Source organism: Mesorhizobium sp. WSM3866 (assembly GCF_002294795.1).
GTDB lineage: Bacteria > Pseudomonadota > Alphaproteobacteria > Rhizobiales > Rhizobiaceae > Mesorhizobium.
In genome coordinates, this window is the sequence record NZ_NSGC01000008.1 from 205,275 (window position 1) to 230,969 (window position 25,695).

The following is a 25,695-nucleotide window of genomic DNA, read 5'->3' on the forward strand; positions in this document are numbered from 1 at the left end:
AGCCGCAGCCGCCCACCCCCTTAGGCGGCGCTGCCGGTTCGGCGCGACGGGAGTTGCCCGGGATCAAAGGCGGCATTTGCGGCGGCAGAGGTGTCGAAACGCCTCGGCTCGAAGGCCAGCGCATCGTGCATGGGAAGCGCTGCCGAGAAGAGGAAGCCCTGCCCGATCATGCAATCGAGCGAGCGCAGGATCAGGCGATCGGCGTCCGTTTCGACCCCCTCCGCCATGACCTCTATGCCAAGCGTTCGTCCGAGATCGATGACGGCCTTGACCAGCGCCTGATCTTCCACGGATTTGGCCAGATCGCGAACGAAGTCCTTGTCGATCTTAATCTTGCGGATCCGACTGTCCTTCAGCGAAACCAGGGTCGAAAAGCCGGTGCCGAAATCGTCCAGCACGATCGATATGCCCGCGTCCGCCAGGCGTTCCAGCTTTTCGTCGACCCGGGCGCGATCCACGGGCGCCTCTTCGGTAATCTCTATCTCGAGCATGGCCGCGGGGACATTCCTCGTCTTCAGGATGTCCAGCATCATATCGTCGACATTGCCTGCCTCGAGTTCACGCGGCGACAGATTCATCGCAACGCGCACATCCTGGCGCCCTTTCCTCGCCAGTTCCTCGATCATGGAGCAGCAATTGAGAAAGACCTTCTCCGTCAGCAAGGAAAGCAGACCGGTTTCGCGTGCCGCTGTCACGATCTCCGGCGGGGGAATGGCGCCGTGAACCGGGTGCTGCCACCGCAGCAGCGCTTCGAAGCCGGCGACCGCTTGCGTGTCCAGCCGCACGATGGGCTGGAACCATGAGCAAAGCGTGCCTCTCTCGATAGCTGCGCGCAGGTCGCGCTCGATGCAGTGCTTGCGTTCGAGCCCGTGATCGAGCTCGGCATCGAAGAGGCAGTATTCGTTCCTGCCGCTGCGCTTGGCCGCGTAAAGCGCGAAGTCGGCGCGCAGCAGCATCTCCGTCAGTCGCGGTGTCTCCGATACGTATATACCGATCGAGGCGCCGACACGCACCGATTTCAATGCCGGATCCGGATTGGCGATGGCCGCGATGATCAAGGACGCAAGCTCGTCTATCGAGTGCTGCGAGCTTGCGGCGGGAAAGAGCAGCACGAACTCGTCGCCGCCGATGCGCGCGATCGTTGCCCCCGGCGGCGCGTGGCTCTCTATCCTGCGCGCGACCCGGACCAGCAGGTCGTCGCCGATATTGTGACCATAGGTGTCGTTGACGGATTTGAAGCCGTCGAGATCGATCAGCATGGTCACGAACGGACCGTCGGAAAAACCCATCTCGCCGATTGCGTGCTCGAGCCCGTGCCTGTTGAGCAAGTTCGTCAGCGGATCGCACCTGGAGTTTCGTTCCATCCGGGCTGCGAACGCCCTCGCCTCGTATTTGAGGCGGCTCGTCTCCTTGAAGCGGGTCTGCCCGAGCAGCGAGCTTCTGATCATGCCTCCAAGAAAAAGCAGGACCGTGAGGCCGAGGACGTAGTTCTCGATATTGCCTTTCGCCAACACGCATCCTGCGGCGATCAGAAGCGGCAATGTCAAGAAGTTGATCGAAGCCGGCGCGTATGACGCACCATAGGTGACCGAACCGGCCGACAGGCCGGCGAGCACGATCAGATAGAGCGGCGCCTGGGGGGTGGTGTATCCATCCGACAGCACGGCCAGAAAAGACCAGGCGATGCCCGATGCCAGCGCTAACAGCCCGTAAACGGAAAGTCGCGCATCGACCGGCCTCGACCGGCCATCGGGCCCATTAAAGGCAATTTCCGGCTGGGTGAGGGCCAGTCCTATGCGGGCGCCGTTGATGATGGTGACCGCCACAAACCACAGCGCCGCCGCCGGGCCACCGCCCGAGAGCATCTGCACGGCCAGGATCAGGGCCGAGAGAACGGTGCCGATGGGCATCGAGATGAAAAGGCCCTTCTTCAGGTCAGCGAACTGATCCCGCAGAATTCCCGCTTCCACGGCTTCGCTTTGCCCCTGAAGGGCTGAACCTGGGCCGGGCTGGTCGGAATTTCTCATGCCTAGTGGCTAAACGAGCGGAATGAAAATCGCGTTAAGGATTTCAGCGACTTACGCCGCATCAGTCATGGATAGGCGAGCGCGACGGTCCGGCCCGCCTCCCCATCGGGGTCGAGGCTGTCCACAACTCCAGCCGAACGGACTGTTCCCCACGCTGCCTCTGCGCTTCGATCTACCCCGGTGTGGCGGGAGTTTGCGAAAATCTTTGGGTCCGTTTGGAAACCGATCTGACGAAACTCCATCAAATCATTCGTCGGCCGCTACGGTCACCAGAGGATGGGTGTCGATGTCGTGACAGGCCTCGAACTTTGCCCATCGACTGGCGCAAAGCAGGCCAGGCGATCGTTGATTTGCCCAAACCAGCGTCGGGAGTCAGTCTGGCTCGGTCGGACTCCAATCGAATAGCGCAGGGAGAAAGAAGATGGCTCAAGACCACTCTAAATCGAACGGACCGGATCTGGCCCAAGGCATTGCGCTAGCCGACCTTGCCGATGGCGCAAAGCTGGTCGGTCACTGTGGCGATGAACAGGTGCTGTTGGTGCGCCGCGGGACAGAGGTCTTCGCAATCGGAGCGGCGTGCACGCATTATGGCGGGCCGCTGGTCGACGGTCTTGTCGTGGAGGAAACCGTTCGATGTCCGTGGCACCACGCCTGCTTCGATTTGCGCACCGGCGAAGCCGTGCGTGCGCCTGCGTTCAGTCCACTCGCCTGCTGGTCGGTGGAACATCGCGGCGATCGCATATTCGTGGGCGAGAAGCGCAAGCGAGCGGCTCAAACGCCCGGCAGCGGAGGCGCTGGCCAGTTTGCCGGCAGAATCGTGATCGTCGGAGGCGGCGCGGCCGGTTTCGCAGCCGCCGAAAGACTACGGCGCGAAGGCCATCAGGGCAGCATTGTCATGCTCAGCGACGACGAGGCGCCGCCCGTCGATCGCCCCAACCTTTCCAAGGACTACCTCGCCGGCAAGGCGCCGTCGGACTGGGTTCCGCTGCGTCGGGAAAGCTTCTATGCCAAGAACGGCATTGATCTGCGCCTCAAAGCCAGCGTCGCCGACATCGATGTCCGGTCCGGCGAGGTCGTGCACGCAGACGGGAACCGAACTGCCTACGACCGTTTGCTGCTTGCTACGGGAGCCGAACCGGTCCGCCTCACGATCCCGGGCGCCGATCAGCCACAGGTCCATACGCTGCGCTCGCTCTCCGACTGCAGCACGATTATCGAGGAAGCCGAGACGGCCCGCAGCGCCATCGTGCTGGGCGCCAGTTTCATCGGCCTCGAGGTTGCCGCGTCCCTGCGTGCGCGGAACATCGAAGTTCATGTCGTCGCGCCCGACGAACGGCCGATGGAGCGGGTCCTCGGGCCGCAGATGGGCGACTTCATCCGCAGCCTCCACGAGCAAAATGGCGTCGTCTTTCATCTCAAGGACACCGCGACCGCCATCGACGGCACGAACGTACAACTGAGCAGCGGCCTTACGCTGACCGCGGATCTCATCGTCGCTGGCATCGGCGTGCGGCCGCGGCTCGGGCTTGCCGAAAAGGCTGGGCTCAGGCTCGACCGCGGCATCATGGTGGACGCCTTTCTGGAGACGAGCGCGCCGGGCATTTTCGCGGCAGGCGACATTGCGCGATGGCCCGATGCCCACTCCGGCGAAAACATCAGGGTCGAGCACTGGGTGGTCGCAGAAAGGCAGGGACAGACGGCAGCTCTGAACATGCTCGGACAGCGCGAGAAATACACTGCCGTGCCGTTCTTCTGGAGCCAGCATTATGACGTCCCGATCAACTACGTTGGACATGCGGAGCGATGGGAAGAGATCGCGGTGGAAGGCGACATCGCCGCCAAAGATTGCGTCCTGCGTTTCAAGCGCAAGGGACGCACACTGGCGGTCGCCTCGATTTTTCGCGACATCGAAAGCTTGAAGGCCGAATTGGAGATGGAACGCCAGAGCGCTACCTGATGAAGCATGCAGAGGCCGCTTAGCGCAGCGCACGCACGGAGGCGGCCGGCGTCGGTCTGCAATGCGCTCAAATCCGACATCCGACCGGAACGGCCGACCGCTGCAAATGTGATGCAGTTGAGGACCAAAGGCCGTTTTGCCGTTTCAGACGGCCTAGCGAAGGCTGATTTGCCGCCATGCGATCGGCGGTACCAATCGCCTACGAAAAGCAACAACGCGATGAAACCTTTCAGGGCTTCTTTCCGTTCGGTCGGAGGAGGATCCAACAATGACCGAACCCGGCGAAAGCAGTTCCCATAACCGGATCGACGACAAGCAGCTCGTCATTTTGCTGAAACAGAAAACAGGCATTTCGGACGCGCAAGCCAGGAGGCTGATAAAAGCGGTTGGACGCGATCGTCCTGCGCTGTTGCGGGAAGCCAGAATCATCAGGGCGAGGCACTCGGGCGTCTAGTTCACGCCGCCGCTTGAGCCGGTCGATGGACCTTTCCGAAAAACGGCCATCCCCTCAGCGTGCGACCAGCCGAGAAACCTTGAGCCGCGGCGCGAAGAAGCAGCGCAAATAGGGCTGATTGGTTATCACGTAGTTGTTTTCGCAGATATGATATTGGCCATCCGGTGATTCCTGAACCCGGTCTCGCGGGATGTTGAAACCGTCGGGCAAATAGGTATAGCCGCCGTCGGCTCTGGACCGCACCGAAGACTGAGGGATGGCGCGGCAATCTTGACTGCCGCAGCACTTGAATCTCGTTACCGGGTCAATCTTGTCTTCATACCAATCATGCGCATTGGCGCCTGTTGCGGCGGCAATGCACATGGCTGTGAAGATGACCCTTCGCATGGCATTCCTCGTGTGCGGAGGCGCTGCTCATTCGGGCGTCATGTATATTAGCGTTGCGCCGAAAATGCCATTGCATCGCGAAGGCCCGGCACGGCAGCCGTCTGCCTCGCCCGCTCACACCAGCCATCGTTTTGGATGGTCTCGCCGGTCATGAACGCGTTCTGCATAAGATACAGACAGGCGGGCGCGCGATGTCGGAGGGCGTGGCGAAGCGCTTTTAGTCGTTGGTTGCTGCGTCTCGTTGCCCCAGAATCGCTTGTGCCTCCTGGCGGCATGCACAAGAATCGGCGGCTTGCGCAGACCTGCCGATTGCGAGATGGTGGGCGATGATCGCCGGTAGGTATCTGGATCACAAATTGGAATGCCCGTATTGCGGTGTGATCCGGTTGCAGATCCCCATCGATGCTCAACCCATTACCCAAATCCATTGTGCCGAATGCGGCAAATATCTGGGTACGTGGGACGAACTCCAGACCGAGTTCGAGCGCCAGGGCGGCACCGAGGGGGTGTTCCGTCTGGACAAAGGGCGTATCCAGAAGCTCGCTTCCAGCCAATAACGAACCGCCGGTGGCAGCCAAGCCCGGAATTGGCGGGAACTAATTTCTGACTTGAACGTTGCGCCGCCATAGGGGACTTCCCATGGCGCTCACATCTGACAGTCAGTCACAGGAAGCTGTTGTTCAACGGCTTGTCCGGGAGATCGGCATTACCGAAGCGCAGGCGTTGGAACTTGTTTCTTTCCTAGGCTTGAATTGGGGTTCGCTCGTTCGCGAGGCGAAGGCACTGTCGTTCAGGAAGTAGCCTGTTGACGAGCCAGATCCGGTTTTCTTGCACGCGTGCCAAGGCACGCGCTGGAAAGTGCGCAAAGATACATTAGCGATCGCTTGACGAATCCGCCGACCGCACCAGTCTTGCGTCTATGGCAAGAGGCATCAAGGTCGGAGACGAGGTCGCCATCACCGCAACGGTTCGCCGGCGGGTGACGGAGGACCGCGTCAGCGTGTCGATTCCCTCCTATGAGCAGCCGCATTCGATCATCGACCGCACGTCGACCGTGAAGAGAGGCCAGCCGATCGAGCTCGTCGGAGATGTAACGCGCGTCAATGGGGACCGGGTGACAGTGAAGCTCGGCGTACCGGTTACAGTGGACATCGACAAGGTCAGGCTGGTGACCACCAGCAAGCCTCCCGCGCGAAAGCCACCGGTGGTTCAGCGGCCGGCGTAAGGAAGACTGTGCCTGCCGGCAGTTCCGGACGGAAACCCGAGTCACGCTTTCTAGAATTGCTCCGGCAAAAACCCGCCCGGGGAGGAGCGCGGGCGGGTTTTCGCAAGAGCGGCCACATGACTCGCTCACGGATGGCGGCCCTCATTTCGGAGCAAAGGTTCGCCCCGCCGCTGCGTACCGAACAGCAAGACCCGCGGAAGGTTCCCATCGAGCCGAACGCTCCCGCACGCGCCCTCATCTTGACGGCCAAAAACCGCAAACCCATATCGCAGCCAGGCCAGGATCGTTGAAGGTTCCGGCCCGTCTCAGAACTCAAATTGTTCGTTCGACTTGGAGGATCTTATGAACGATCGGATGTTTGACAGCCCTGTTTTCGTGAAGAGCGGGAACAGCCTCATCCAGGAAATCGCGTGCCTCGATGACGCCCTGGAATTTCTCTACGAATGGCCCAAGAACAGACGCGGCACCATCTACGAGACCGCCCTGCGTGCCTGTCAGCGAGCATTCGACAGCGACTATCCGCTAACGGCGGCCAGAGACGCGTTCTGCGGCTTCGCAAAGTCGGTCAAAATCCACGAGGACGTGAGTGTCACTTTGCCTTGGATGACCGGCAAGGGCCCAGGCAGCGGCGTGACTGCGTAGCCGCAAAAAGGAGGCAGTCACGATGCTTGCAAAACCGTTCGAAAAGCCGATCCGCGTCTGGGTCGGACTGGGATTTCCGCGTCAGCTGAACACTGTCGTAGATGCCTATCAGTTCGTCGCCGACTGGTGTGGCAACAGCCCTGAGCAGAAGGCGGCGATGCGTGCCTGCAAGGCCGCCTTGGCCGGCGAAATCGACGCAGAAACGGCGAGAGGCGTCTTCGTTGCCTTTGCCCGCCGGAAGGACATCCTCATCGAGGAGGGAGCAGTTCCGCTCCCAACTGGAAAGGCAGCCCAGCCGAAGCACGCTTGATGGGACCGAGGCGGCGGCCAACGCCGCCTCGTTTCACCTGTAGGACGCGAACTAGCGCTTGGCGCTGTCGCTGTCGGCATCGGCCCGGGCGAGGAATGTCTCGGTGACCTGCGGAAGATTGGCCTTCAGCCACTCGGCCATCGCTTCTTCTTCGCGCAGGTTCTGCTCACAGACCCGAGCAATCTCGGCTTCACCCACGGCTTCAGCGGCAGCCATGAGGATCGTATAGGAAGCGATCTCCATATGCTCGAAGGTGTAGCTGGCCAGAGAGCCTTTCATCACCTCGTCGCCGGCGAACACGCCGCTGATCGACTGCGCCATTGCGGTCAGTTTTCCGCCTGCGTCCTTCAGTGTTGACGAACCTTCTTCCAGGCCATCCAGGCAAGACTTCAATCGTCTCGCCTGCTCCTTGGTCTCGGCGAGGTGAGCGCGGATGCGTTCGCTGAGTTCCGGATAGCTCTCGAGCCGGCCCAGCTGGCCGGACAGCATCGTCTCGGCTTGCTCTTCCATTGCGTGAGCATCCCTCAGCCACTGGATCAGCCATTCGCGTGATTCAGACATAGTTTGTTCCTCCTGTTTGGGTGCGCCCGAACCACAAGGACTGCGGATTGTTCCGTGGCGAGAGTGACGGGAGTGGGCATGACGAGCAGCAGGCCCGCGGCTCCTCGAAAAGCGTCGCTGACAGGACGGAAGCCACGTCCGCATACCAAACTCCCAGAGGCTGGAACATTCCCAAAGGGAGGCGGTTTTGTTCCTATCCAGGAGGAACAACCATGGCAGACGACACGACCAAGCGCGATTTCCGCGACCGCGGCCGCGTGTCAGGCGATGAGGAATATGAGGTCGCCCACTTCGCGAGGAAATTCCAGCTGACAATCCCCGAGGCTCGCGACCTCATCAAAAAGCACGGAAACGATCGTGCGACGCTGGAGCGCGAAGCAAGGGCGGTGGCGAGCCGCTGACGGGCGTTCGCACTTGTGCGGAGATACTGCGAAGGAGACTTGACATGGCTAACAACCTATCCCGCGAGGAGGAGCAGCGTGGCACCAGCAGGGTCTTCATGTGGGGCACCGTCGCCGCGGCCGCAATCTTTGTGGCCCTTCTGGCGCTATTTTGGTTCGGCTCGTGATTGCCGTCGGCCACAAGGCCAAAGACCTTGCGGCGTACCACAGCCCTGCTCGACCGGTCGGGGCTGCGTCCTTAATTTGGGATTTCGAAATGAGGCAACCGACGGCATGGGCGGGGGGCGATGGGGAGCCGTCGGTTACCAGGAACAGGGGCCATCGAATCAAAATATGCATAGGCCCTTATATGATCATGCCAGCAATTTGCGTTCTTGGAAACTGGTTCCGCCCGAAAATTCAATCGCCTATGCCTAAGAACGCAGATTCGAGATGATCTTCACGGGCCTCGCCCGCTACGCCGCATTTCGCTGAGCCGCCCTGAACGGATGGTCCATGGTAAACGCATCCGGCCGGATACGCCGCTCTACCTGCACCCAAGTAACGGGATGCGCGATGGGGAAGCCGGGGCGGGCCCGCGGCGAAAAAGCGCCGGCGGCCGTGTTGCCTCGCCCGTTGCGAAGATAGTCGATAAAGATGCGGCCCTTGCGGGCCGCCGGCGCGGCCGACAGCAAGTAGCGGTCGGGTTCTGCGTCGGCGAGGACCTGGGCAATCGACCTGGCGAGCTGCCGCGCGCGGTCGTGGGTCATTTTCGCCGCCAGCGGCGCCAACAAGTGAATGCCCTTGCCGCCCGTGACCTTCGGCCAGCTTTCCAGACCTGACGCTGCCATGATGTCCCGCAGCGCCAGCGCGGTCTCAGTCACTTGCGCCCATTCCACGCCCTCACCAGGGTCGAGATCCAGCACGATCCGGTCGGCATGCTCGATGTCATCCACCGTGGCATTCCACGGGTGGAGCTCGACCGCATCCATTTCGACCAGCCCGAGCAAGCCGTCGAGGTCGTCAACCCAGACCCGAGTGCCCTCCCCACCTTCTCGCTTCTCGACGCGCAGCTGGTGCACCGCTGCCGGGATCTCGGGCAGCATTCCCTTGTGGTAGAAAGTTGCCCCGAAGGCATGACGGACGAGCTTCAGTGGGCGACGGCCGAGGTGCACCAGCGCCTGATCGGCGACCAGACTCCAATAGCGAACGAGCTCATCCTTGGAAGGCGAAACCGCATCGGGCAGCAGCTGCAAGATATTCTCACGCGGCACGCCGTGATCTCGGTCCGCTCTTCGTTTCGACGGCGCCGGCGGCTTTGGCGGGACGGCCACCAGGTCCTCGCGGAGCCCCTTGAACACGGCTTCGCGCAAGATCCCGCGATCGGTAACGCCGCTGAACTGCACCTCGGCCAGGACTTCGGGTCTCACCCAGGTCGCCTTTGGCTTCACAATGGGCTCCGACAAAGGCGATTTGCCGATGATCAGCGGATCGAGCCGTTCGCGAACGCGTCGCGCCACTTCAAGCGTATAACCGCTCTGAGCCTTGCCTGCATAAAGCAGCCGATCGCCCTCGCACCTGCCGATATAGAGCGATGCGATCCGGCGCGGCTCAGCACCAAGCTTCTCGACGAACGCGACGATCGGAAAGGTGTCGCTCTTGATGCATTTGACCTTGACCCAGCTCGTCTGCACGCCGGAACGGTAGGGCGCGTCCGCGCGCTTCGACACGATCCCCTCCAGGCCCATCCGGCAGGCATGATCGAACATCTCCCTGCCGCTCACCTCCAGATGCTCGGCATAGGTCAGCGTCGGCGCGCTGTCCTTCAGCAGCGTTTCGAGCGCTGCCTTGCGTTCGACCAGCGGCTGCTGTCGCAGATCGCGGCCGTCGAGGTGCAGCAGGTCGAAGGCATAGAAGATCAATCTCGAAGAGTTTGCGTTGCCCAACTCGCGCTCCAGCGCCTGGTAGTCAGGCAGGCCGGTGTCGCCGATCACGACAGCCTCGCCATCGATGATCGCAGATTTCACCGGCAAGCCTGCCGCCGCCTGGACAATCCTCCTGTAGCGATGTGACCAGTCATAGCCGCGGCGCGTGAAGGCTCGCGCAGTTGCGCCTTCCACGATGAGCTGGGTTCGGTAACCGTCGTACTTGATCTCGTGCAGCCATTCGCCGCCTTCGGGAGCTTTCTCGACCAAGGTGGGCGATTGGAACTCGATGAAGGAAAGCCGGTCTTTGCTGCTGGTCATGCACGCGCGACTCCACGAACCGCGACTCAAGCCGGAGCAGTCCCATCAGTTCCTTCCATTTTAGTAAAATCGTATGTTTGTCCAACTTGGCCAAGCGCGGCCTCGCAAAGGCAACACGTTGCCCTCCGGGCCGCAGAGTGCTCGATTATCTGATCAGATGTTTTATCAGTTGAGTGCGGAACAATCCTTAGCCGGCGACGTTTGGCTGCGGGGTGGATCTTCTTCAGGTGGGCCGTCAATGAACAAGTCAATCGTAATGGATTCGGTCGAGATAGACACGCTGGAAGACAGGTATTACGTGCGCGTTATCGAGGATGGCGTTGTCACCATCAAGGGTTTCGGTTCCGAAGCGGACGCGAAAGCTTTTGCCAAGCACGAACACACGCGACTGGGACTTGACGCTGTCAAGCAGCCGGGCACCGGCCAAAAGCTGCGATACGGGTTTCCGGAAGGTTGATGCCGCCTCGAAGATCGAGGAGTCTCTGACTTCCCCTTCGGGAACGCCGCCAACGCGCGGCCGCGGTCCTGCCCTACAAATAAGTCAGCCATACGCGTCGTTCATTTGCCTGGTCGAGGTTGAACCAGCTTGAAGTCGAAGCTCTCCGGCAAACGTCCACGAGTGCTCACAGGCCTCACGGAGGACGCGACCTCCGGTTTGCGTGGACAGTTAGCTCGCTGCCAGCAGCGCTCGGCAGCGGGACCAGCTTAGCGGCGCTGTTTATGGCGATAGCCATTCATTTCGGGCCTGACGGCCGAAAGCGAGGGCCCCTTCGCCGTGAACACGACGCCTGCCGCCTCAAAAGCGCGACGGATGCGGGTTCGTTTCTCGACCCGCAGGATTCTGATCCCGTTCTCGAAGTCGCGAATGGTCCCTTCGCCTAGGCTGGCCTTGGCGCCGAGGCGCACCTGCGACCAATGCAGGAGTTCTCGTGCGGCTCGCGACTCCTCTGGCGTCAAATCCATCAAGGGGTCTCCCCTAGGGCTTTTCAGCTGTCAATTTCCAGCTTCGTGTGTCCCGGCTGCTCATGCCAGATCACCTGCCGGAGGTCGCCCCAGTCCACTGCCTGCCCGCAGGCGGGACATATCCGGAACTGGTCCTCTTCGTTGGCGGCTGCTCTGACCCGCAACCGGGCAAAGATCGGCGGCCCCAAATCAGAAAGCTTTGTCACCCAGCTTCCTTGCCTCACGTTGCAAAATCTTACGGTCGTTGCCGTGCTCGCTGATCAGCTCCCGAACCTGTTCAGGCGTGATGCGATGCTGCTTGGCAAAGTAGCGAACCTCGTAATCGTCGTCCGCCGACACACGGTCGCGGTCCCGGAAATCGCGCTTCGTTTTGACGTCTGCCATGGTTGCTCCTCCTGGCAAAACGAACACCGCGAAGGCAGGAATGTTCCAAACCGCTAATGTGTGCGTGAAGCGCTACGGCCGGGATGGGGTCGGCCACGGCATTGCCTGGGGCTGAGGCGTCAAGTGAAGTAACCGGCGGCATGGGCGGGGGGCGTTGGGGAGCCGCCGGTCACCAGGCAAGGGCCCATCGAATCAGAAAATGCATAGACCCTTATATGATCATGCCAGCATTTTTCGCTCTTGGGAACTGGTTTCGGCATAAAATTCAAGATCGTACGCCCAAAGGTGCACGTTCTAATGATTTTCACGCCGGCGCTGCGACAGGAACCAGATCGGCACGCCCGCGTCATAAAGACAGGTTTCTGTCGTAACCCGGGAGTGAAGTCGATGGTCCGGCTCTTCGTTGTCGCTGCCGTGGCGCTCGCGCTCGCATGCAGCGGAGCTCAGGCGGCGAGGCTTGACCTCGACGCGGTCAATCAGGCGCAATTCAGCGAGGGCGAGCCGAAGGACGTCAGTCCGATGCTTCTCAAGGCGCAGATCCTTCTCGATCGCGCCCGCTTCTCGCCGGGCCTGATCGACGGTCGCCTCTCCGACAATTTTGCCAAAGCCGTGGCGGCGTTCCAGGCGGCGAACGGACTGGCTTCCGACGGCAAGCTCACACGCGAGACCTGGGACAAGCTGACGGCGAGCTCCGCCGAGCCGGTTCTGGTGGCATATGAGGTCACGGTCAAGGACGTGCGCGGCCCCTTTACCAGGCGCATTCCCACCCGCCTGGAGCGGATGGCCCGTCTGAAGCGCCTCGGCTATCGCAACGCGCGGGAGAGGCTGGCCGAGCGTTTCCACATCAGCGAACAATTGCTGAAGACGCTCAACCCGCGCGTCGGGTTCCGGAAGGCAGATGTGAGCCTCGTAGTGCCCGATCTCGGACGGGGCGACGCCCCGGCGGAGATCGAGACCATCGAGGTCGACAAGGCATCCCGCCAGGTCCGCGCGCTCGATCCATCAGGCAAGCCGGTTGCGGTCTATCCGGCCTCGATCGGCAGCGAGGAAAAGCCGGCGCCGAGCGGCGCCGCGGAGGTCAAACGCGTGGTGCGCAATCCGACCTATCACTACAATCCGAAATTTGCCTTCAAGGGGGTCAAGAGCAAGCGGCCCTTCACCATCGCCAAGGGACCGAACAATCCGGTGGGATCGGTCTGGATCGACCTCTCGATCGAAAGCTATGGCATCCACGGCACGCCGGATCCCGGCAAGATCGGCACGACCTACTCGCATGGCTGCATCCGGCTGACCAACTGGGATGCCGAAGACCTCGCCGCCATGGTCAAGCCGGGCACGAAAGTCGAGTTCAAGGACGAGACGGCGCAGGACGGGCAGGCGCAGTAAAAACGCCGGGAGGAGCGAGCCGCCAAGGCGGGATCGCTGCATAAGCCTAATTTATCGTTACCCCTAGTTTTTCAGAACGTTACACGGCCTTCCGTCGCCTGTAGCTTCGGCGGCGCGCTTTTGAAAACGATCTGGAATTGGTGGTTCGATGCAAGCACATGCGAGAGTGGTGATCGTCGGCGGAGGATGCGTCGGCGCCGGCATCCTTTACGGCCTGGCCAAGCGCGGCTGGACCGACGTTGCGCTGCTCGAGCGGACCCAGCTTACGGCCGGCTCCACCTGGCATGCGGCGGGCCTGATCCCGTCCTATACCCGCAACATCAATGTCGGCCGCATGATCAAGAAGACCATCGAGATCTATGAAGGGCTGGAGGCCGAAACCGGCCAGCCGGTCGGCTGGCACAAATGCGGCCAGCTGCGCATTGCCAACAGCCGCGACCGGCTAGACGAATTCAAGAGTTATATGAGCGTGGCCGACGTCCAGGGCATGCGCGCTGAGTTGCTGACGCCGGGCGAAGCGAGGCAGCTGGCGCCGCTGCTCGACAACGACCACATGCTGGGCGCGCTTTATCATCCCGATGACGGCCATATCGCGCCGGCCGATGTGACCATCGCCATGGCCAAAGGCGCGCGGGATCTGGGTGCCGAGGTGTACTTGAACACCGAGGTCACCGGCTTCAGGCGCACGCCCGGCGGCGAATGGCTCGTCCAGACTAACAAGGGCGACATCACCTGCGAGCACGTGATCTCCGCGACCGGCAATTATGCGCGCCAGACCGGCGCGCTGCTCGGCCTCGACATCCCGGCGATCCCGATCCTGCATCAGTACTGGATCACCGAAGCGGTGCCGGAAATCGTCGAGCGGAAAAGGCAGGGCCGCCCCGAAATGCCGATCCTGCGCGACGAAGGGTTCGAGGGGTATCTGCGCGAAGAAGGCGACGGGCTGATGTTCGGGCCTTACGAGCGCACGGCGAACCTGAAACTGTTCGCCGAGGACGGCGTCCCTTCCTGGTTCGGCGCCGACCTCGTCGAAGAAGATTTCGAGGCGGTGTCGTGGAACTGGGAGCAGGCTCTGCAGCTGGTGCCGGCGCTGGGGCGCGTCGGCATCAAGGCCAATGTGCGCGGACCGTTCCAGATGACCGCGGACGAGCTTCCCTTGATGGGGCCGGCCTGGGGCCTGCCGAATGTGTGGCTGGCCGAAGGCGTGCCGGGCGGCATCCTGTGGGGCGGCACGATCGGCTATTACCTGTCGGAACGGATCGTCGAAGGCGGCAACAGCCTCGACACCTCGGATCTCGATCCGCGCCGCTTCGGCGACTACGCCAACAAGGCCTGGACGCGCGAAAAGGTCCGCGAGGCCTGGGGCACACATGCGGAGCAGAAATATCCGGGACAGGACATGCCCGCCGCCCGGCCGCAGAAGACCGCGCCTTCCTATGACAGGCTGACCGAGCTCGGCGCCGTCTGGGGCGTTCTCAATGGCTGGGAGATGCCCAACTGGTTCGCACGCGACGGCGTCGAAGCCAAGGACCAGTATAGCTGGCGATGGACGCCGAAGGGGAACCTCGTCGCCGAGGAAGTCCAGGCGGTGCGCACTGCCGTCGGCCTGGTCGAGATGACGCCCATGACCAAGTTCGAGGTGTCCGGACCGAACGCGGCCGCCTGGCTGGACAGGATCATCGCCAATCGCTTGCCGGCGGTCGGAAAGGTGACGCTGGCGCATCACCTCACTGCGGGCGGCGGCGTGCAGGCGGAGTACATGGTGACGCGGCTCCGAGAAGACCTGTTCTACCTGATCTCGACGCCGCGCGCCGAGCGCTGGAATTTCGACGATCTCTCAAGGCTGCTGCCCGCCGACGGCAGCATATCACTGAAGAACGTCACCAACGATCGCGGCTGCTTCACCGTCGTCGGGCCCAAGGCACGCGAAGTGCTGCAGCCGCTGACCGAGATCGATCTTTCGAACGAAAAGTTCCCGTGGTTCAGCGTGGCGACCGGCAGCGTCGCCCTGGCCAGCGACGTGCGGCTGCTGCGCGTCAACTATGAGGGCGAGCTCGGCTGGGAACTCTATCACCCGCTGTCCTATCAGCGGCAGCTGCTGGATGCCATCCTCAAGGAGGGCGAGAAGCACGGCATGCGGCTTGTCGGGCTGCATGCGCTGGAGTCGCTCAGGCTCGAAAAATCCTATCGCGCCATGTATCGCGACATGAACCCTGAGCTCAACGCGCTGGAGAGCGGGCTCGAGCGCTTCATCCGCCTCGACAAGGGCGATTTCGCTGGCCGCGAGGCGGTGCTGAAATACAAGGCGAGGAACAACCAGCGCCGGTCGGTGACGCTCAAGATCGAAACCGACGGCGCGAGCACGCTTGCCTCTGAGGGCCTTTATATCGACGGCGAACTTGTCGGGCGCATTACGTCGGGCGGCTACGGCTATGCGCTCGGCCATGACGTGGCGCTGGCCCTTCTGCCGGAACGTCTGAGCAAACCCGGCACCAAGCTCGAGGTCGCCATTTTGGGAGAATGGAAGATCGCCGAGGTGATCGCGGACTCGCCTTACGATCCGACCTCGGCCAGGGCGCGTATGTGATGCGCGTCGATCGGATCAACGTCTATTCGGCGCAGCTGCCCGTCAAAGGCGGCGTCTACCGCATGGCCAGCGACGACGTGGAGTCGCTGGACTCGACGCTTGTCGAGATCGTGACCGAAGACGGTTTGACCGGTTGGGGCGAGACCTGCCCGATCGGACCGGTCTATCAGCCGCACCATGCGCTGGGCGCTCGCGCGGCGATCGCCGAAATCGCCCCGGGACTGATCGGTGCGGAGATCGCTTCGATCAGACTGCTTGCGAAACAGATGGACGAGCGCCTGAACGGACATGGCTATGCCAAGGCCGCGTTCGACATGGCCTTTCTCGACCTGCTCGGCCAAAAGCTCGGCGTGCCGGTCTCGACGCTGCTGGGCGGCGCGCTGACCGATCGCGTGCCGGCCTATTATTCGCTGATCGTAGGTCCGCCGGACGAAACGGCGAGGATCGCCGCCGACAAGGTGAAGGCCGGCTATCCGCGCCTCCAAGTGAAGATCGGCGGGCGCAACCTCGAAGAAGACGTGGCCGTCGTGCACAAGGTCTGGGAAGCTGTCGGCTACAAGGCGCGCATCGCGGTCGACGGCAACCGGGGCCTGACAATCGCGTCGGCAATCCATCTCGACCGGCTTTGCCACGCCATCCCCTTCGTCTTCGAACAGCCCTGCAACACCATGGATGAAGTCGCTACGCTGAAGGGCCGCGTGACGCATCCGGTCTATCTCGACGAGAGTACCGAGGACCAGAACGCGGTGCTGCGAGCGATCTCCATGGGCATCGCCGACGGCTTCGGCTTCAAGGTGACGCGTCTCGGCGGCCTCACGAAGATGACAACCGTGCGCGACCTTTGCGCCATTCGCTCGCTGCCGCACAGCTGCGACGACGCCTGGGGCGGCGACATCATCGCGGCGGCCTGTGTCCATCTTGCTGCCACGGTCGAGCCGCGCCGGATGGAGGGAGTCTGGATCGCCCAGGAATATATCGACGGGCATTTCGACCGGAAGAACCCGGTCGTGATCGAAAAGGGCTTCATAGCCGTGCCGCAGCGGCCGGGCCTGGGCGTCAAACCGGAACCCGGGACATTCGGCAAGCCGCTGGCGACTTACGGAGCCTGACCACCGGCCAGGCTTTGGCTGGCGCCAGCCGATCACTTCTTGGGCCTCGGGGATCGTTCCGCCTCATCCCGCGTTGAGTGGCACGCAAAGGGAGGAACGGCAATGGATGATGATCGGACCGAGAAGATCAGGCAGCGTGCCTATGAGCTCTGGCAGCGCGAGGGCAGCTTGCATGGCGACCATGAGCGGCACTGGCGCCAGGCCGAGATGGAGATCGATCGCGAGGCGGCGCTGCCGCTCACGGCAGACGATGCGCTGCCTGGAACGCGCGAGATCGACAGCGCGGATGTGCTGACGGTCGAGGCGCTTGCAATACGCACCGGCATATCGGCCCAAGAAGCGCAGGAGTTGCTCGACAGGCTGGGCAGCGACCGCGCCGCGATCGAGCAGGCGGCGCGGAGCATCCGGGCACGGAAAGGGCTGTAGGTCAGGAACCACGACGCGTGCGACGGTTGCCGGCATTCGACGTCGGCGGAACCCTCGTTGCCATCGACAGTTCCCCCTGTCTAACCACAGGAGACCTGTCATGGATCATACCAACCACGTGAGGCTGACAAACGCCGAATTGACTCCCAGCGTTCTCGAAGGCGCCACCATCTACGGCCCCGACGACGAAAAGATCGGTTCGGTCGACCACATGCATGGCAGCCAGGTCGTCATCGATGTCGGCGGCTTCCTCGGCATCGGTGCAAAGCCGGTCGCCGTCAGCGCCAACCAATTGGATTTCATGCGCGACGAGGACGGCGACGTCCACGCCGTGACCAGATGGACGAAGGACCAGCTGAAGTCGATGCCCGAGCATCACGACTGAGCACGGGAGGGTCCGACGAGAGCCGGGCCTCCATTCAGCAGGTCGCGCTCGGCGGCCTGCACGTGGCCCCCGCGCTCAACGAGACGACGGCGGTGGAGAGGCCGGCGACGCCGCTCTGCCCCGTTGCCGGGGCTAACGAAGGCCGTCAGCCCTTCATTGAATTGCTGTAGACCTGCACGCCGACGCGCTCGTTGCGGCGCCAGCGCACCACGGCCCGATAAACGGCGTCGTCATCGGGAACAATGAGCGTGAAACGGTCGGGCAATTCCACCTGCGGCCCGACGCGCAGTTCGGCGCCATGTTCGTGCTGATTACGGACGGAGCACCTGATGCTGGCGTCGCCGGTGACGATTGTCGCCTCCTTCAGCACGAATTCTCGTGAATGAAGACGGCGCTCTAAGTGGGGAAAGGTGGCCATGATGCACTGGTCCCGAAACTTGCCCGGCAGGCTCAAACTTGCTTGCCCGACGCACCACCCTAGCGCGGACGTGTTTCCGTTCCGTTAGCGTTTTCTAATCACTGCCCACTCGCCGATCCCGTTTCCGCACAGGCGGCGCCGGACCGAACGAACTTGTCGCATGCCGCTAATGCCGCTTGAAATACTGCACCTCGCGCTCGTGCTTTTCGGCAGCCTCGCGCGACTTGAAGGTGCCGAGATTCCGGCGTTTGCCGGTCCTCGGATCCACCTTGCGCGAATAGAGCCGGTAGTCGCCGGACTTCAGCTTGCGGATCATGGGACACCTCCTCTGCTCGTAAGTCTATCCACTCGACCTGTCCGGGGTTCCAGCAGCGAACGTGATCCATTTCACGGAAGCGCCGCGCCGAATGTCGGAATCGACGCGGCAGCGACACGATTGGGTCGGATTATTTGTACTCAAACGACTTCCGCGGCGTTAGTCTTTGCGTCCGCGAGCATGCCGGACTGGAGGAGGGTGAGATGGCGACGGCCAAGCTTCACGGCGTTGAACTCGTCAAGGGCCAGAGGTGGACGGTGCGCGTCACCGCCTACGGCACTACGCTGACCTTCCCTTTCGAAGCCGAGCAATATGCGCGCTCCTATGCCGACGGTCAGGCCTTCCGCCTTGGCGTCGAGGTGGTCGAGTTGAAGGACTGCGCCTGAGCGGCTGCCGGCGTAGCGATCGCCGCCATGGGTTCGCCGCGCGACAAATCTATTGCCAAGCTCCGATAGCGGCGGACCTTATGCAGAAACTGGCAAGAAGTCGGTGTCGTGCCGCATCACTTTGTCGACCCGTTCGCAAACCACGAGCCTCGATCTACTTCATGAAGCATCTGGCGCTCTAGGTTTGCGGCAACCAGGCGACCTTCTCGCCATCCTCCTTGATGAATTCGCGCACGGGGTTGTCGAGCAGCGGCAGCACCGCCTCCGACGGCCGGCAGAGCCTCGTGCCCTTGGGCGTCTCCACGATCGGCCGGTTGATGAGTATCGGATGGGCGAGCATGAAACCGATCAGCTCGTCGTCGCTCCATTTCGGATCGGCGAGGCCAAGCTCCGCGTAGGGCGTGCCTTTCTCCCGCAACAGGTCGCGCGGGGTGATGCCCATCGCCGCGATCAATTCGAGTAGCCGTTCGCGGCTCGGCGGCGTCTTCAGGTATTCGATCACCATCGGCTCCTCACCGCTGGCGCGGATCATGGAAAGCGTGTTGCGCGAGGTGCCGCAAGCGGGGTTGTGGTAGATGGTGACCGTCATGGCTCGGCTTTCAGTGGCTCGGATTGCTCGATGGATTCGGGCCGCAGCAGCCATCCCATCAGCGCCAGCGCGATAAAAGCGCCGAGCAGTTCGGCGACGATGAAACCCGGGAGATCGGCCGGCCTGATGCCGGAAAAGCTGTCGGTGAGCGCACGCGCCACGGCGACGGCCGGATTGGCGAAGGACGTAGAGGCGGTGAACCAGTAGGCGGCGGTGATGAAGAGGCCTACCAGCCATGGCACAGCCCGTCGCTCGAAGCGGAGGCCGGCGAGAATTACAGCGACCAGGCCGAATGTCGCGACAATCTCCGAAAACCATTGCGCCGGTCCGGCGCGCAGCTTGGTCGCGATCTCCAAGGGCGGCAGGGCGAACATGAGGTGCGCGGCGATCGTGCCGGCGATGCCGCCGGCGAACTGCGCGGCGAGATAGGCAGGCAGATCGCGCGGCGGGAGCGACCGGTTCAAACAGAAGACGAGCGAGACGGCCGGATTGAAATGCGCCCCGGAGATCGGTCCGAGGATGGTGATCAACACCACCAGCATGGCGCCGGTCGCGAGCGTGTTGGCGAGCAGCGCCAGCGCGGTGTCATGCGTCAGCGTCTCCGCCATGATGCCGGAACCGACCACCGTTGCCACCATCAGGCCGGCGCCCAGGGCTTCAGCAACGGCACGTCGCGGCAGATCGTAAGAGATCATTGCCGGGGCCCCTCGCCCGGCCGGCAGCACGGGGCGGCGAGCGCCGGCGCGCAGATTTCCGGCCGGCCCGAGCAGCAATCCTCCATCAGGAAGCGGATCAGAGCGGAAAGCGCATCGTATTCCGCGCTGTAGACGATCGAGCGTGCGTCGCGGCGCGTGCCGACCAGGCCGGCGCGCTCCAGTTCCTTGAGATGGAAGCTGACATTGGACGGAGATACCTCGACCTGTTCGGCAAGCGAACCGGCGGCGATGCCGTCCGGCCCGGCAACCACCAGCAACCGAAGCAGTTTCAGCCGCGTTTCCTGCGACAGCGCACCAAAGGCCATCAGGGCTTGTCGCTCATCCACGTTTCAACAATCCTCGAAATATTGAAACGAGGCATAGCCGACATGCTCACTCCTGACAAGAAATATCGTCCCCGCTCCTCCATTGGATCCTCGGACCTGACCATCGGCGATCTGCTCCACACGCTGGCTGATTACCAAGACAAGCCGCTGGTGTTTCGTTACGACGCGGCCGGCCGGTGAAATTTCCACCCCAACTAGGATAGTGGGCCGGTTTGAAATCGCGGGTTAGCCAAACTCCCCGTCCATCACGCTCTATTGAGCGAATGTGAATGATCCCCAGCTTCCTCTGAACCCGTGATTGTGATGAATATCCGACCGCCAGAGCACACCCAACAATGTCGCTCTCAGCAAGGAAAAGGGCTCGCGCCTAAACGCCGCGAGCCCTTCTCTTTTTACGTCACGCGCTTTTTTGTAAGGGCGGCGCACTGTTGGCTTCTCGGCTTCGACAAGCGCAACGATGATCGCGCTTCTCCCAAAGCTTGTCGGTGACGCCCGCTTCCGCCTGTTTCCGGACGGGGCCTAGGCGAAAGCGCCTATTCTGATTGGGGTGGACTTTCAAACGACCCACTACCCAAATTAGCGATCTCTTGTATTTCTTGAAAATGAGGACCATGCTTTGCCCAATGCGTGGCAACCTGATGCGCAGCCGGGTGGATAAAAGGGTAAGGCGCCATGGAATTCGCAGTCTGCTATGACCACAGCGTGATCGATCTGGCTTGGTCGATCTTCCTCGGCATCACGACGGTTTTCATGTTCCTGGCGCCATTGGCCGTTGCGCGGCTGATAGCGATCTCGCGCGGGGCACCTGTCGCACGTCTTCAGACGGCCTGACAGCCGAGGCCTTTCCTAGCCGACGATTTTTAGCCCAGGCACTTCACCGAACAGCGCCGAGCAGTCGATCTCGTCCAGGAAAAGCGCGTTGGGATCGAGCACCAGCCACGATGTATGCATACGAAGATCCCTCAGCCTTGCGTTCTTTTCGGCGCGCGCCTGGCGCTCCGCCTCGGCAATCGAGGCCAAGCCTGGCATCTCGGCCTTGTGAAGGTGAGAACTCCTCGACATAGCGAGGCAAAACGCGGTCGCCCTATTTTGCGTTCCAGCCCATCCGCCTGAAAACAAGTGCGGTGATCATACCCGCCGAAAAGCCGGATGGCCAAGGCCACCCCAAGCCGCCGCACGTTTCATTCGCGCCGCCATCGCTACGAGCGGCCCGGCTCGAATCAGCGCAGACCCAGAAAACTCAAAATGGCGATCACGATGACGATAGCACCTACGATCCAGATGATGTTGTTCATGGTCCTCTCCACATGTCAGCGGTCAGGAAACGCGCCTGCCAAGGGGGCATAGGCCGAAGTTTCTTTCGGGAGCCCTCGCAAAGACCTCAACACTTAGAAACTGCTAATGTTCCGCCCGCATCTGTGCCGGGGGCCGGACTAGGCGTTCTTGGCACCTGGAAGCGGTTTCTGCAGCCTCGACGGCCGCGCTGTTAACCGCTCGCCTGAAGGCCGGACCAAGGTCGGTGTCGCAATTGCCGCGGCTGGCCTATACTCTTTGTCCGTGGTGGGGTGAATCGCGCGAATGCTCAGGGAGACCTTGAAGCGACTTGTGCAAATCTGGAGCGGGCTGTCGCTGGCCTGGCAGTTTGTGATTGCCGGCGGCATCGGGCTTTTGGCGGTGATGCTCGTGGTTGGCCTTTGGGTGACGTCGCAAATCCGCGAAGGCGTGATGCACAACTCCGCCACCACGACGGCGCTCTATGTCGACAGCGTGATCGCGCCGCTGCTGCCGGACCTGCGCAAGAGCCGCGAGCTCGACGACACGGTCAAACGGGCGCTGGACGAGACGCTCGGCCAAGGCGCGCTCGGCAAGAGGCTAGTGTCATTCAAGCTGTGGCGGCGCGACGGCACGGTGCTTTACGCCGATAACTCGAAGCTGATCGGCAAGACGTTTCCGCCCAACCCCAATCTGATCTCGGCCTTTGCCGGCAATGTCGTGGCGGAATTCAACAACCTCGCCGACGATCCTGAGACCAGCGAAGAGAAAGCGGTGACCGCGCCGTTGTTCGAGATCTACAACCCCGTGCGCGAACCCTGGTCGGGCGAAGTGGTGGCGGTGTCGGAATTCTACGAAGTCGCCGACGATTTCCAGGAGACGCTGAATTCAGCACTCAGATGGACCTGGCTGGTGGTGGCCGGCGCCACCGCCGCCTCGCTGGCGCTGCTGTCGGGCATCGTGTTTCGCGGCAGCCGCACCATCCAGACGCAGCGTGCCGCGCTGGAAGCCAAGGTCAGCGAGTTGCAGGAGGCGCTGGCGCAGAACTCGTCGCTACGCCAACGCGTGCAGCGCGCCTCGCGGCGAGCCACTGCCATCAACGAACGTTACCTGAGGCGCATCGGCGCCGACCTGCATGACGGCCCGGCGCAGCTGGTGGCACTTGCCGCGCTCAGAATGGACAGTCCGGTGCTGGTCGACCCCGCCACGCCCAAACCGCAGCGCGAGGCGGAAATCGCCGGCATCCATAAGACGCTGGGCGAAGCGATGAGCGAGATACGCGGCATCTGCAACGGCCTGGTGCTGCCGCAGATCGAGACGCAGGCGGTGGCCGACATATTGCGGCTGGCGGTCGCCGAGCATGAGCGCCGCACCGACACCAAAGTGCTGCTGACGCTGCCAGAGCGCTTGCCGGAACTCGGCACCTCAGAGAAGATCAGCATCTATCGTTTCGTGCAGGAAGGACTGAACAACGCCTTCCGGCACGGCAAGGGCAAGGGCCAGCAGGTGAGAGCCACGATGAAGGGCGGCAAGCTTTTGGTCGAGGTGCAGGACACCGGCCCGGGCTTCAATCCTGCGCGAAGCGAAGGCCTCGGGCTCGCCGGTCTCAGGGAGCGTATCGAAAGCATTGGCGGGCAATTCGAGACGCTTTCGGGGCCGGGGGGAACGAGACTGGTAATCACATTGTCTGTCGAGGAGCAGCCGTGACCGCACCCATCCGCATCGCTATTGTCGACGACCATCCGCTGTTTCGTGAGGGCGTGGCGCGCAGCCTCGGCGAGATCGGCGGCTTCGAGCTTGTCGGCGAAGGCGCCAGCGCCGAGGACGCCGAAAAGCTGGTCCGCGCCAGCGCGCCCGACGTGCTGCTGCTCGACATCAGCATGCCCGGCGGCGGCCTCAATGCGCTGGCCAGCATCCTTTCGGCGGCGCCTGAGCAAAAGATCGTCATGCTCACCGTGTCCGAGACCAATGCCGATGTCGCCCAGGCGCTGAAGGCGGGCGCGCGGGGCTATGTGCTGAAGGGCGTCGGCTCCAAGTCGCTGGCCGAGATCCTGCGCGACGTCGCCAACGGCCAGAGCTACGTTTCGCCGACGCTTTCGGCCCGGCTGCTGTCGGATCTCTTGCAGCCCACCAGCCGCAAGCCCGACCCGCTCAGCCAGCTCACCGGCCGCGAGGCCGAGATCCTGGGGCTGGTGGCGGAGGGCCTGAGCAACAAGGAGGTCGCGATGCGGCTGTCGCTGCAGGAAAAGACGGTCAAGCACCACATGACCCGAGTGCTCGCCAAGCTCAACGTGCGCAATCGGACGGAGGCGGCGCTGCTGATGCATGAAGCGAGAGAGAGGAATTAGTGAATAGTGGAAAGTACAGTGAATGGTGAAGCGTCGGCGCGTTCCCATTCGGTGAAGTGCGTTTCGTTGATTACTGTTCCCTATTCACCATTCACCGTCATTTCAAAAGCAAATCACCCCCGCCTCTGAAGGCGGGGGTGACATGCGAAGGCGCGGGAAAAGGGGGTAGCTTCTCTCGGCCCTCACAAGCCTAGCAGACGGGCCAGATCCTTCTCGGTCGCCCGGCGCTCGACGATGGTGCGGCCTTGCGCATCGCTCATCTCGAAGCGTCCGTTCTCGATCTCTTCTTTCATGCCGTTGCGGTGGATGATGGTGATCCTGTTGCCGTCGATCTCGACTATGTCGCCCGTCGCCGCATTGACACGGCTGGCGGCCTTGCCGCCGGGGCTGGTGTTGCCTTTGCCGCTGTTGTTGCCAGGACCGGCATTGGCATTGCCGCCACCGGCATTGCTGTTGCCGGAATTGCCGCCAGCGTTTCCGCCGCCGCCGTTGCCGCCGCCATTGCCGTTGCCGCCGCCGTTGTCGGCATAAGCGGTGGCCACCAGAAGCTTGGCGAGGCTATTGGACGTGAAATGACCAGGCGCGGCAAAAAGCGCCAGCGCGGCCGCGGCGCGCAGCGTAAGGCGGACAAACCTTTTTGAGGCGGGTTCGCGCATGCCGTCCTTGGTTCATGCCGGTTCCGCCTCGGCCCTGCCGAAGTTCCGCTCTCAGCCCGCCAAGGCGGAACCGGTGTCTTGACCAGACAAGATTCACGCTTTGGTAAGGTTACGGAAGCGGCCCACGACCCATGCCATGTCCGGTCGGACCTTTTTGCAGTCACTTGGGGACCATTGTCGCACCAGCCGAGAACACAACTGGAAGCTGCGACTGCCGTCGCGTTAACCAAATCGCTTGGAAAGCGGCCAGCAATTCATTATGACTGTCGCACGCGAGAACGGCGCGGACACTCAACGAACCGCGGCATGCTACGGCGCATGCGCCCTCCTGGACGAAAAAGCGCCGTAACCTTTGGTTTGCGCGTGAAATGTTTCCCCGGACTGCGGGGGCATGCGCCAAGAGCCCGCCTTATCCGGCAGCCGTCTCAAGGGCCCAAAAAAGTACCCCCGCCAAAAGGCGGGGGCAAGGTGAGCAGCGGGAGTTCTGTCGTAAGACGATCAGGACCGAAGAGACGAAGCAAAAGGTGGCAACCTGATTTTGCAGCGCTGGCTTTTGGCCCCTTAAGATCTAATCCAGATAGAACCTCGCTCTCACAAACTCTTTAGGCGATCGAGATCGGCCACTGTGGCCTTGCGCTCGACGATGGTGCGACCAAACTTGTCCTCCATCCTGAAACGGCCGTTCTCGATGCTCTCCTTCATTCCGTTCCGGTGCGTGACCTGGATGCTATTGGCACTGACCTCGACCTTGTCGCCGGTCGCCGCATTCACATGATCATCGACATCGCCGGTTGCTGCAGTGTTCGTTGCGCCCTTGCTGTTGCCGCTGTTTCCGTTTCCGTTGTTACCGCCCGAGTTGCTGTTTCCGCTGTTGCCGCCCGAGTTGCCGTTCCCGTTCCCGCTGTTGCCGCCGCCGCTGCCGTTACCGTTGCCGCCGCCGCTGTTCCCACCGCCATTGCCGTTTCCATTGCCGCCTTTGCCGGCATAGGCCTTGGCCACGACAGGACCGTCGAAGGAGAGATGAAAAGGCGCGACAACAAGCGCCAGCGCAACGAGCGCCCGCAAGACATGCCTGCAGCCCATGCGCGATACGCGCATCCCAATCTCCCCTTGCCAGCCATCCGACCCTTCGGCCGAACTACCCCGCCGGCAATGTCGCAACATCAGCATCCCTAATCAACCCGTCGTGGGGAAGTGGCCCACGACCCTTGTCTTGCTTTTTAAGACCTTTTTCGCAGC

Annotated in this window: 35 protein-coding genes; 20 read left to right on the top strand and 15 right to left on the bottom strand. The window is 62.3% G+C overall.

Going from position 1 to position 25,695, the window contains the following annotated elements; all coding sequences use genetic code 11:
• Positions 1–20: 20 nt before the first annotated feature.
• Entirely contained in the window at positions 21–1,970 is a 1,950-nt protein-coding gene (locus tag CK222_RS19665; RefSeq protein WP_245433102.1) for a GGDEF domain-containing phosphodiesterase, read from the bottom strand.
• Between the two features lie 478 nt (positions 1,971–2,448).
• Between CK222_RS19665 and CK222_RS19670 the strand changes: the two genes are divergently transcribed.
• Both CK222_RS19670 and CK222_RS19675 read left to right on the top strand, forming a co-directional pair.
• A complete protein-coding gene (locus tag CK222_RS19670; RefSeq protein ID WP_095801493.1) occupies positions 2,449–3,984 on the top strand; it encodes an FAD-dependent oxidoreductase in 1,536 nt (511 codons plus the stop codon).
• A gap of 268 nt (positions 3,985–4,252) precedes the next feature.
• Positions 4,253–4,438 (top strand): hypothetical protein, encoded by a 186-nt coding sequence (locus tag CK222_RS19675; protein ID WP_066992988.1) that lies wholly within the window; start codon positions 4,253–4,255, stop codon positions 4,436–4,438.
• 54 nt (positions 4,439–4,492) lie between these two features.
• Here the strand turns inward: CK222_RS19675 and CK222_RS31775 are convergent, their stop codons facing one another.
• Complete coding sequence (locus CK222_RS31775) at positions 4,493–4,825, bottom strand: hypothetical protein (protein ID WP_127215351.1); 333 nt, start codon at positions 4,823–4,825, stop codon at positions 4,493–4,495.
• A 326-nt stretch (positions 4,826–5,151) separates the two neighbouring features.
• Here CK222_RS31775 and CK222_RS19685 point away from each other — a divergent pair, with 326 nt between their 5' ends.
• From CK222_RS19685 to CK222_RS19705, 5 genes are all read left to right on the top strand, one after another.
• Positions 5,152–5,382 carry a hypothetical protein gene (locus CK222_RS19685; protein WP_095801494.1) on the top strand — a complete coding sequence of 77 codons (231 nt, stop codon included), beginning with the start codon at positions 5,152–5,154 and terminating at the stop codon, positions 5,380–5,382.
• 82 nt (positions 5,383–5,464) lie between these two features.
• Positions 5,465–5,626, top strand: a complete 162-nt coding sequence (locus tag CK222_RS32355) for a hypothetical protein (RefSeq protein WP_095801495.1) — start codon at positions 5,465–5,467, stop codon at positions 5,624–5,626.
• 118 nt (positions 5,627–5,744) lie between these two features.
• Positions 5,745–6,050 carry a hypothetical protein gene (locus tag CK222_RS19695; protein ID WP_066992982.1) on the top strand — a complete coding sequence of 102 codons (306 nt, stop codon included), beginning with the start codon at positions 5,745–5,747 and terminating at the stop codon, positions 6,048–6,050.
• Positions 6,051–6,392: 342 nt separating this feature from the next.
• Positions 6,393–6,692 carry a DUF982 domain-containing protein gene (locus tag CK222_RS19700; RefSeq protein WP_067321894.1) on the top strand — a complete coding sequence of 100 codons (300 nt, stop codon included), beginning with the start codon at positions 6,393–6,395 and terminating at the stop codon, positions 6,690–6,692.
• Positions 6,693–6,714: 22 nt separating this feature from the next.
• Positions 6,715–7,002 (top strand): DUF982 domain-containing protein, encoded by a 288-nt coding sequence (locus CK222_RS19705; protein WP_067321896.1) that lies wholly within the window; start codon positions 6,715–6,717, stop codon positions 7,000–7,002.
• Between the two features lie 51 nt (positions 7,003–7,053).
• Here CK222_RS19705 and CK222_RS19710 read toward each other — a convergent pair whose 3' ends face one another.
• A complete protein-coding gene (locus CK222_RS19710) occupies positions 7,054–7,563 on the bottom strand; it encodes a DUF892 family protein (protein WP_095801496.1) in 510 nt (169 codons plus the stop codon).
• A 212-nt stretch (positions 7,564–7,775) separates the two neighbouring features.
• Between CK222_RS19710 and CK222_RS19715 the strand changes: the two genes are divergently transcribed.
• Complete coding sequence (locus CK222_RS19715) at positions 7,776–7,964, top strand: DUF3606 domain-containing protein (RefSeq protein WP_095778947.1); 189 nt, start codon at positions 7,776–7,778, stop codon at positions 7,962–7,964.
• A gap of 44 nt (positions 7,965–8,008) precedes the next feature.
• Entirely contained in the window at positions 8,009–8,131 is a 123-nt protein-coding gene (locus CK222_RS33385) for a hypothetical protein (RefSeq protein ID WP_259979811.1), read from the top strand.
• 288 nt (positions 8,132–8,419) lie between these two features.
• Here CK222_RS33385 and ligD read toward each other — a convergent pair whose 3' ends face one another.
• Positions 8,420–10,189 carry a DNA ligase D gene (gene ligD, locus CK222_RS19720; protein WP_095801497.1) on the bottom strand — a complete coding sequence of 590 codons (1,770 nt, stop codon included), beginning with the start codon at positions 10,187–10,189 and terminating at the stop codon, positions 8,420–8,422.
• A 238-nt stretch (positions 10,190–10,427) separates the two neighbouring features.
• Between ligD and CK222_RS19725 the strand changes: the two genes are divergently transcribed.
• On the top strand, positions 10,428–10,646 hold the full coding sequence (locus CK222_RS19725) for a hypothetical protein (protein WP_141247089.1): 219 nt from the start codon (positions 10,428–10,430) through the stop codon (positions 10,644–10,646).
• Between the two features lie 248 nt (positions 10,647–10,894).
• Here CK222_RS19725 and CK222_RS19730 read toward each other — a convergent pair whose 3' ends face one another.
• From CK222_RS19730 to CK222_RS19740, 3 genes are read right to left on the bottom strand one after another with little or no spacing between them, the layout of a single operon-like run.
• Positions 10,895–11,152: a helix-turn-helix domain-containing protein gene (locus tag CK222_RS19730; protein ID WP_095801499.1), complete on the bottom strand. Its 258-nt coding sequence runs from the start codon at positions 11,150–11,152 to the stop codon at positions 10,895–10,897.
• 23 nt (positions 11,153–11,175) lie between these two features.
• Positions 11,176–11,358 (bottom strand): hypothetical protein, encoded by a 183-nt coding sequence (locus CK222_RS19735; protein ID WP_066992959.1) that lies wholly within the window; start codon positions 11,356–11,358, stop codon positions 11,176–11,178.
• Entirely contained in the window at positions 11,342–11,536 is a 195-nt protein-coding gene (locus CK222_RS19740) for a DUF3606 domain-containing protein (protein WP_066992956.1), read from the bottom strand. Before CK222_RS19740 ends, CK222_RS19735 begins: the two co-directional genes overlap by 17 nt.
• Before the next feature lie 387 nt (positions 11,537–11,923).
• On the opposite strand from CK222_RS19740, the gene CK222_RS19745 reads away from it, so the two are divergent.
• From CK222_RS19745 to CK222_RS19765, 5 genes are all read left to right on the top strand, one after another.
• Entirely contained in the window at positions 11,924–12,922 is a 999-nt protein-coding gene (locus CK222_RS19745; protein ID WP_095801500.1) for a L,D-transpeptidase, read from the top strand.
• 148 nt (positions 12,923–13,070) lie between these two features.
• Positions 13,071–15,509, top strand: a complete 2,439-nt coding sequence (locus CK222_RS19750; protein WP_095801501.1) for an FAD-dependent oxidoreductase — start codon at positions 13,071–13,073, stop codon at positions 15,507–15,509.
• A complete protein-coding gene (locus CK222_RS19755) occupies positions 15,509–16,618 on the top strand; it encodes a mandelate racemase/muconate lactonizing enzyme family protein (RefSeq protein WP_095801502.1) in 1,110 nt (369 codons plus the stop codon). Before CK222_RS19750 ends, CK222_RS19755 begins: the two co-directional genes overlap by 1 nt.
• Positions 16,619–16,720: 102 nt before the next feature.
• Entirely contained in the window at positions 16,721–17,044 is a 324-nt protein-coding gene (locus CK222_RS19760) for a DUF2934 domain-containing protein (protein WP_067321922.1), read from the top strand.
• 100 nt (positions 17,045–17,144) lie between these two features.
• Positions 17,145–17,429, top strand: a complete 285-nt coding sequence (locus CK222_RS19765; RefSeq protein WP_095801503.1) for a photosystem reaction center subunit H — start codon at positions 17,145–17,147, stop codon at positions 17,427–17,429.
• 145 nt (positions 17,430–17,574) lie between these two features.
• Here the strand turns inward: CK222_RS19765 and CK222_RS19770 are convergent, their stop codons facing one another.
• Both CK222_RS19770 and CK222_RS19775 read right to left on the bottom strand, forming a co-directional pair.
• Positions 17,575–17,847: a PilZ domain-containing protein gene (locus CK222_RS19770; protein ID WP_067321928.1), complete on the bottom strand. Its 273-nt coding sequence runs from the start codon at positions 17,845–17,847 to the stop codon at positions 17,575–17,577.
• Between the two features lie 166 nt (positions 17,848–18,013).
• Positions 18,014–18,163: a hypothetical protein gene (locus CK222_RS19775; protein ID WP_095778956.1), complete on the bottom strand. Its 150-nt coding sequence runs from the start codon at positions 18,161–18,163 to the stop codon at positions 18,014–18,016.
• A gap of 203 nt (positions 18,164–18,366) precedes the next feature.
• On the opposite strand from CK222_RS19775, the gene CK222_RS19780 reads away from it, so the two are divergent.
• Complete coding sequence (locus CK222_RS19780) at positions 18,367–18,549, top strand: hypothetical protein (protein ID WP_095801504.1); 183 nt, start codon at positions 18,367–18,369, stop codon at positions 18,547–18,549.
• A 178-nt stretch (positions 18,550–18,727) separates the two neighbouring features.
• Here CK222_RS19780 and arsC read toward each other — a convergent pair whose 3' ends face one another.
• From arsC to CK222_RS19795, 3 genes are read right to left on the bottom strand one after another with little or no spacing between them, the layout of a single operon-like run.
• Entirely contained in the window at positions 18,728–19,138 is a 411-nt protein-coding gene (gene arsC, locus CK222_RS19785; protein WP_095801505.1) for an arsenate reductase (glutaredoxin), read from the bottom strand.
• Entirely contained in the window at positions 19,135–19,833 is a 699-nt protein-coding gene (locus tag CK222_RS19790) for an MIP/aquaporin family protein (protein ID WP_095801576.1), read from the bottom strand. The genes arsC and CK222_RS19790 overlap by 4 nt, the downstream gene beginning before the upstream one ends.
• Positions 19,830–20,180, bottom strand: a complete 351-nt coding sequence (locus tag CK222_RS19795) for a metalloregulator ArsR/SmtB family transcription factor (protein ID WP_067321941.1) — start codon at positions 20,178–20,180, stop codon at positions 19,830–19,832. The genes CK222_RS19790 and CK222_RS19795 overlap by 4 nt, the downstream gene beginning before the upstream one ends.
• Positions 20,181–20,222: 42 nt before the next feature.
• Here CK222_RS19795 and CK222_RS32360 point away from each other — a divergent pair, with 42 nt between their 5' ends.
• Positions 20,223–20,360 (top strand): hypothetical protein, encoded by a 138-nt coding sequence (locus tag CK222_RS32360; protein ID WP_156751036.1) that lies wholly within the window; start codon positions 20,223–20,225, stop codon positions 20,358–20,360.
• A gap of 492 nt (positions 20,361–20,852) precedes the next feature.
• A complete protein-coding gene (locus CK222_RS32365; RefSeq protein ID WP_176477678.1) occupies positions 20,853–21,011 on the top strand; it encodes a hypothetical protein in 159 nt (52 codons plus the stop codon).
• Between the two features lie 15 nt (positions 21,012–21,026).
• Here CK222_RS32365 and CK222_RS19800 read toward each other — a convergent pair whose 3' ends face one another.
• Entirely contained in the window at positions 21,027–21,209 is a 183-nt protein-coding gene (locus tag CK222_RS19800) for a hypothetical protein (protein WP_095778960.1), read from the bottom strand.
• A gap of 549 nt (positions 21,210–21,758) precedes the next feature.
• On the opposite strand from CK222_RS19800, the gene CK222_RS19805 reads away from it, so the two are divergent.
• Both CK222_RS19805 and CK222_RS19810 read left to right on the top strand, forming a co-directional pair.
• Entirely contained in the window at positions 21,759–23,159 is a 1,401-nt protein-coding gene (locus CK222_RS19805; protein WP_095801506.1) for a sensor histidine kinase, read from the top strand.
• The gene (locus tag CK222_RS19810; RefSeq protein ID WP_066992920.1) at positions 23,156–23,800 is read left to right on the top strand and encodes a response regulator transcription factor; all 645 of its coding nucleotides are present in this window, start codon (positions 23,156–23,158) and stop codon (positions 23,798–23,800) included. The genes CK222_RS19805 and CK222_RS19810 overlap by 4 nt, the downstream gene beginning before the upstream one ends.
• Before the next feature lie 182 nt (positions 23,801–23,982).
• Here CK222_RS19810 and CK222_RS32370 read toward each other — a convergent pair whose 3' ends face one another.
• Together CK222_RS32370 and CK222_RS32375 are read right to left on the bottom strand one after the other, a co-directional pair.
• Positions 23,983–24,456, bottom strand: a complete 474-nt coding sequence (locus CK222_RS32370) for a hypothetical protein (protein WP_095801507.1) — start codon at positions 24,454–24,456, stop codon at positions 23,983–23,985.
• Between the two features lie 591 nt (positions 24,457–25,047).
• Positions 25,048–25,554 carry a hypothetical protein gene (locus tag CK222_RS32375; protein WP_067321952.1) on the bottom strand — a complete coding sequence of 169 codons (507 nt, stop codon included), beginning with the start codon at positions 25,552–25,554 and terminating at the stop codon, positions 25,048–25,050.
• Between the last annotated feature and the right edge of the window lie 141 nt (positions 25,555–25,695).

Bases quoted from the DNA above. Each gene is read 5' to 3' on its own strand.
- CK222_RS19670 (WP_095801493.1), top strand. From the start codon at position 2,449: ATGGCTCAAGACCACTCTAAATCGAACGGACCGGATCTGGCCCAAGGC.
- CK222_RS19675 (WP_066992988.1), top strand. From the start codon at position 4,253: ATGACCGAACCCGGCGAAAGCAGTTCCCATAACCGGATCGACGACAAG.
- CK222_RS31775 (WP_127215351.1), bottom strand. From the start codon at position 4,825: ATGCGAAGGGTCATCTTCACAGCCATGTGCATTGCCGCCGCAACAGGC.
- CK222_RS19685 (WP_095801494.1), top strand. From the start codon at position 5,152: ATGATCGCCGGTAGGTATCTGGATCACAAATTGGAATGCCCGTATTGC.
- CK222_RS32355 (WP_095801495.1), top strand. From the start codon at position 5,465: ATGGCGCTCACATCTGACAGTCAGTCACAGGAAGCTGTTGTTCAACGG.
- CK222_RS19695 (WP_066992982.1), top strand. From the start codon at position 5,745: ATGGCAAGAGGCATCAAGGTCGGAGACGAGGTCGCCATCACCGCAACG.
- CK222_RS19700 (WP_067321894.1), top strand. From the start codon at position 6,393: ATGAACGATCGGATGTTTGACAGCCCTGTTTTCGTGAAGAGCGGGAAC.
- CK222_RS19705 (WP_067321896.1), top strand. From the start codon at position 6,715: ATGCTTGCAAAACCGTTCGAAAAGCCGATCCGCGTCTGGGTCGGACTG.
- CK222_RS19710 (WP_095801496.1), bottom strand. From the start codon at position 7,563: ATGTCTGAATCACGCGAATGGCTGATCCAGTGGCTGAGGGATGCTCAC.
- CK222_RS19715 (WP_095778947.1), top strand. From the start codon at position 7,776: ATGGCAGACGACACGACCAAGCGCGATTTCCGCGACCGCGGCCGCGTG.
- CK222_RS33385 (WP_259979811.1), top strand. From the start codon at position 8,009: ATGGCTAACAACCTATCCCGCGAGGAGGAGCAGCGTGGCACCAGCAGG.
- ligD (WP_095801497.1), bottom strand. From the start codon at position 10,189: ATGACCAGCAGCAAAGACCGGCTTTCCTTCATCGAGTTCCAATCGCCC.
- CK222_RS19725 (WP_141247089.1), top strand. From the start codon at position 10,428: ATGAACAAGTCAATCGTAATGGATTCGGTCGAGATAGACACGCTGGAA.
- CK222_RS19730 (WP_095801499.1), bottom strand. From the start codon at position 11,152: ATGGATTTGACGCCAGAGGAGTCGCGAGCCGCACGAGAACTCCTGCAT.
- CK222_RS19740 (WP_066992956.1), bottom strand. From the start codon at position 11,536: ATGGCAGACGTCAAAACGAAGCGCGATTTCCGGGACCGCGACCGTGTG.
- CK222_RS19745 (WP_095801500.1), top strand. From the start codon at position 11,924: ATGGTCCGGCTCTTCGTTGTCGCTGCCGTGGCGCTCGCGCTCGCATGC.
- CK222_RS19750 (WP_095801501.1), top strand. From the start codon at position 13,071: ATGCAAGCACATGCGAGAGTGGTGATCGTCGGCGGAGGATGCGTCGGC.
- CK222_RS19755 (WP_095801502.1), top strand. From the start codon at position 15,509: ATGCGCGTCGATCGGATCAACGTCTATTCGGCGCAGCTGCCCGTCAAA.
- CK222_RS19760 (WP_067321922.1), top strand. From the start codon at position 16,721: ATGGATGATGATCGGACCGAGAAGATCAGGCAGCGTGCCTATGAGCTC.
- CK222_RS19765 (WP_095801503.1), top strand. From the start codon at position 17,145: ATGGATCATACCAACCACGTGAGGCTGACAAACGCCGAATTGACTCCC.
- CK222_RS19770 (WP_067321928.1), bottom strand. From the start codon at position 17,847: ATGGCCACCTTTCCCCACTTAGAGCGCCGTCTTCATTCACGAGAATTC.
- CK222_RS19775 (WP_095778956.1), bottom strand. From the start codon at position 18,163: ATGATCCGCAAGCTGAAGTCCGGCGACTACCGGCTCTATTCGCGCAAG.
- CK222_RS19780 (WP_095801504.1), top strand. From the start codon at position 18,367: ATGGCGACGGCCAAGCTTCACGGCGTTGAACTCGTCAAGGGCCAGAGG.
- arsC (WP_095801505.1), bottom strand. From the start codon at position 19,138: ATGACGGTCACCATCTACCACAACCCCGCTTGCGGCACCTCGCGCAAC.
- CK222_RS19790 (WP_095801576.1), bottom strand. From the start codon at position 19,833: ATGATCTCTTACGATCTGCCGCGACGTGCCGTTGCTGAAGCCCTGGGC.
- CK222_RS32360 (WP_156751036.1), top strand. From the start codon at position 20,223: ATGCTCACTCCTGACAAGAAATATCGTCCCCGCTCCTCCATTGGATCC.
- CK222_RS32365 (WP_176477678.1), top strand. From the start codon at position 20,853: ATGGAATTCGCAGTCTGCTATGACCACAGCGTGATCGATCTGGCTTGG.
- CK222_RS19800 (WP_095778960.1), bottom strand. From the start codon at position 21,209: ATGCCAGGCTTGGCCTCGATTGCCGAGGCGGAGCGCCAGGCGCGCGCC.
- CK222_RS19805 (WP_095801506.1), top strand. From the start codon at position 21,759: ATGCTCAGGGAGACCTTGAAGCGACTTGTGCAAATCTGGAGCGGGCTG.
- CK222_RS32370 (WP_095801507.1), bottom strand. From the start codon at position 24,456: ATGCGCGAACCCGCCTCAAAAAGGTTTGTCCGCCTTACGCTGCGCGCC.
- CK222_RS32375 (WP_067321952.1), bottom strand. From the start codon at position 25,554: ATGCGCGTATCGCGCATGGGCTGCAGGCATGTCTTGCGGGCGCTCGTT.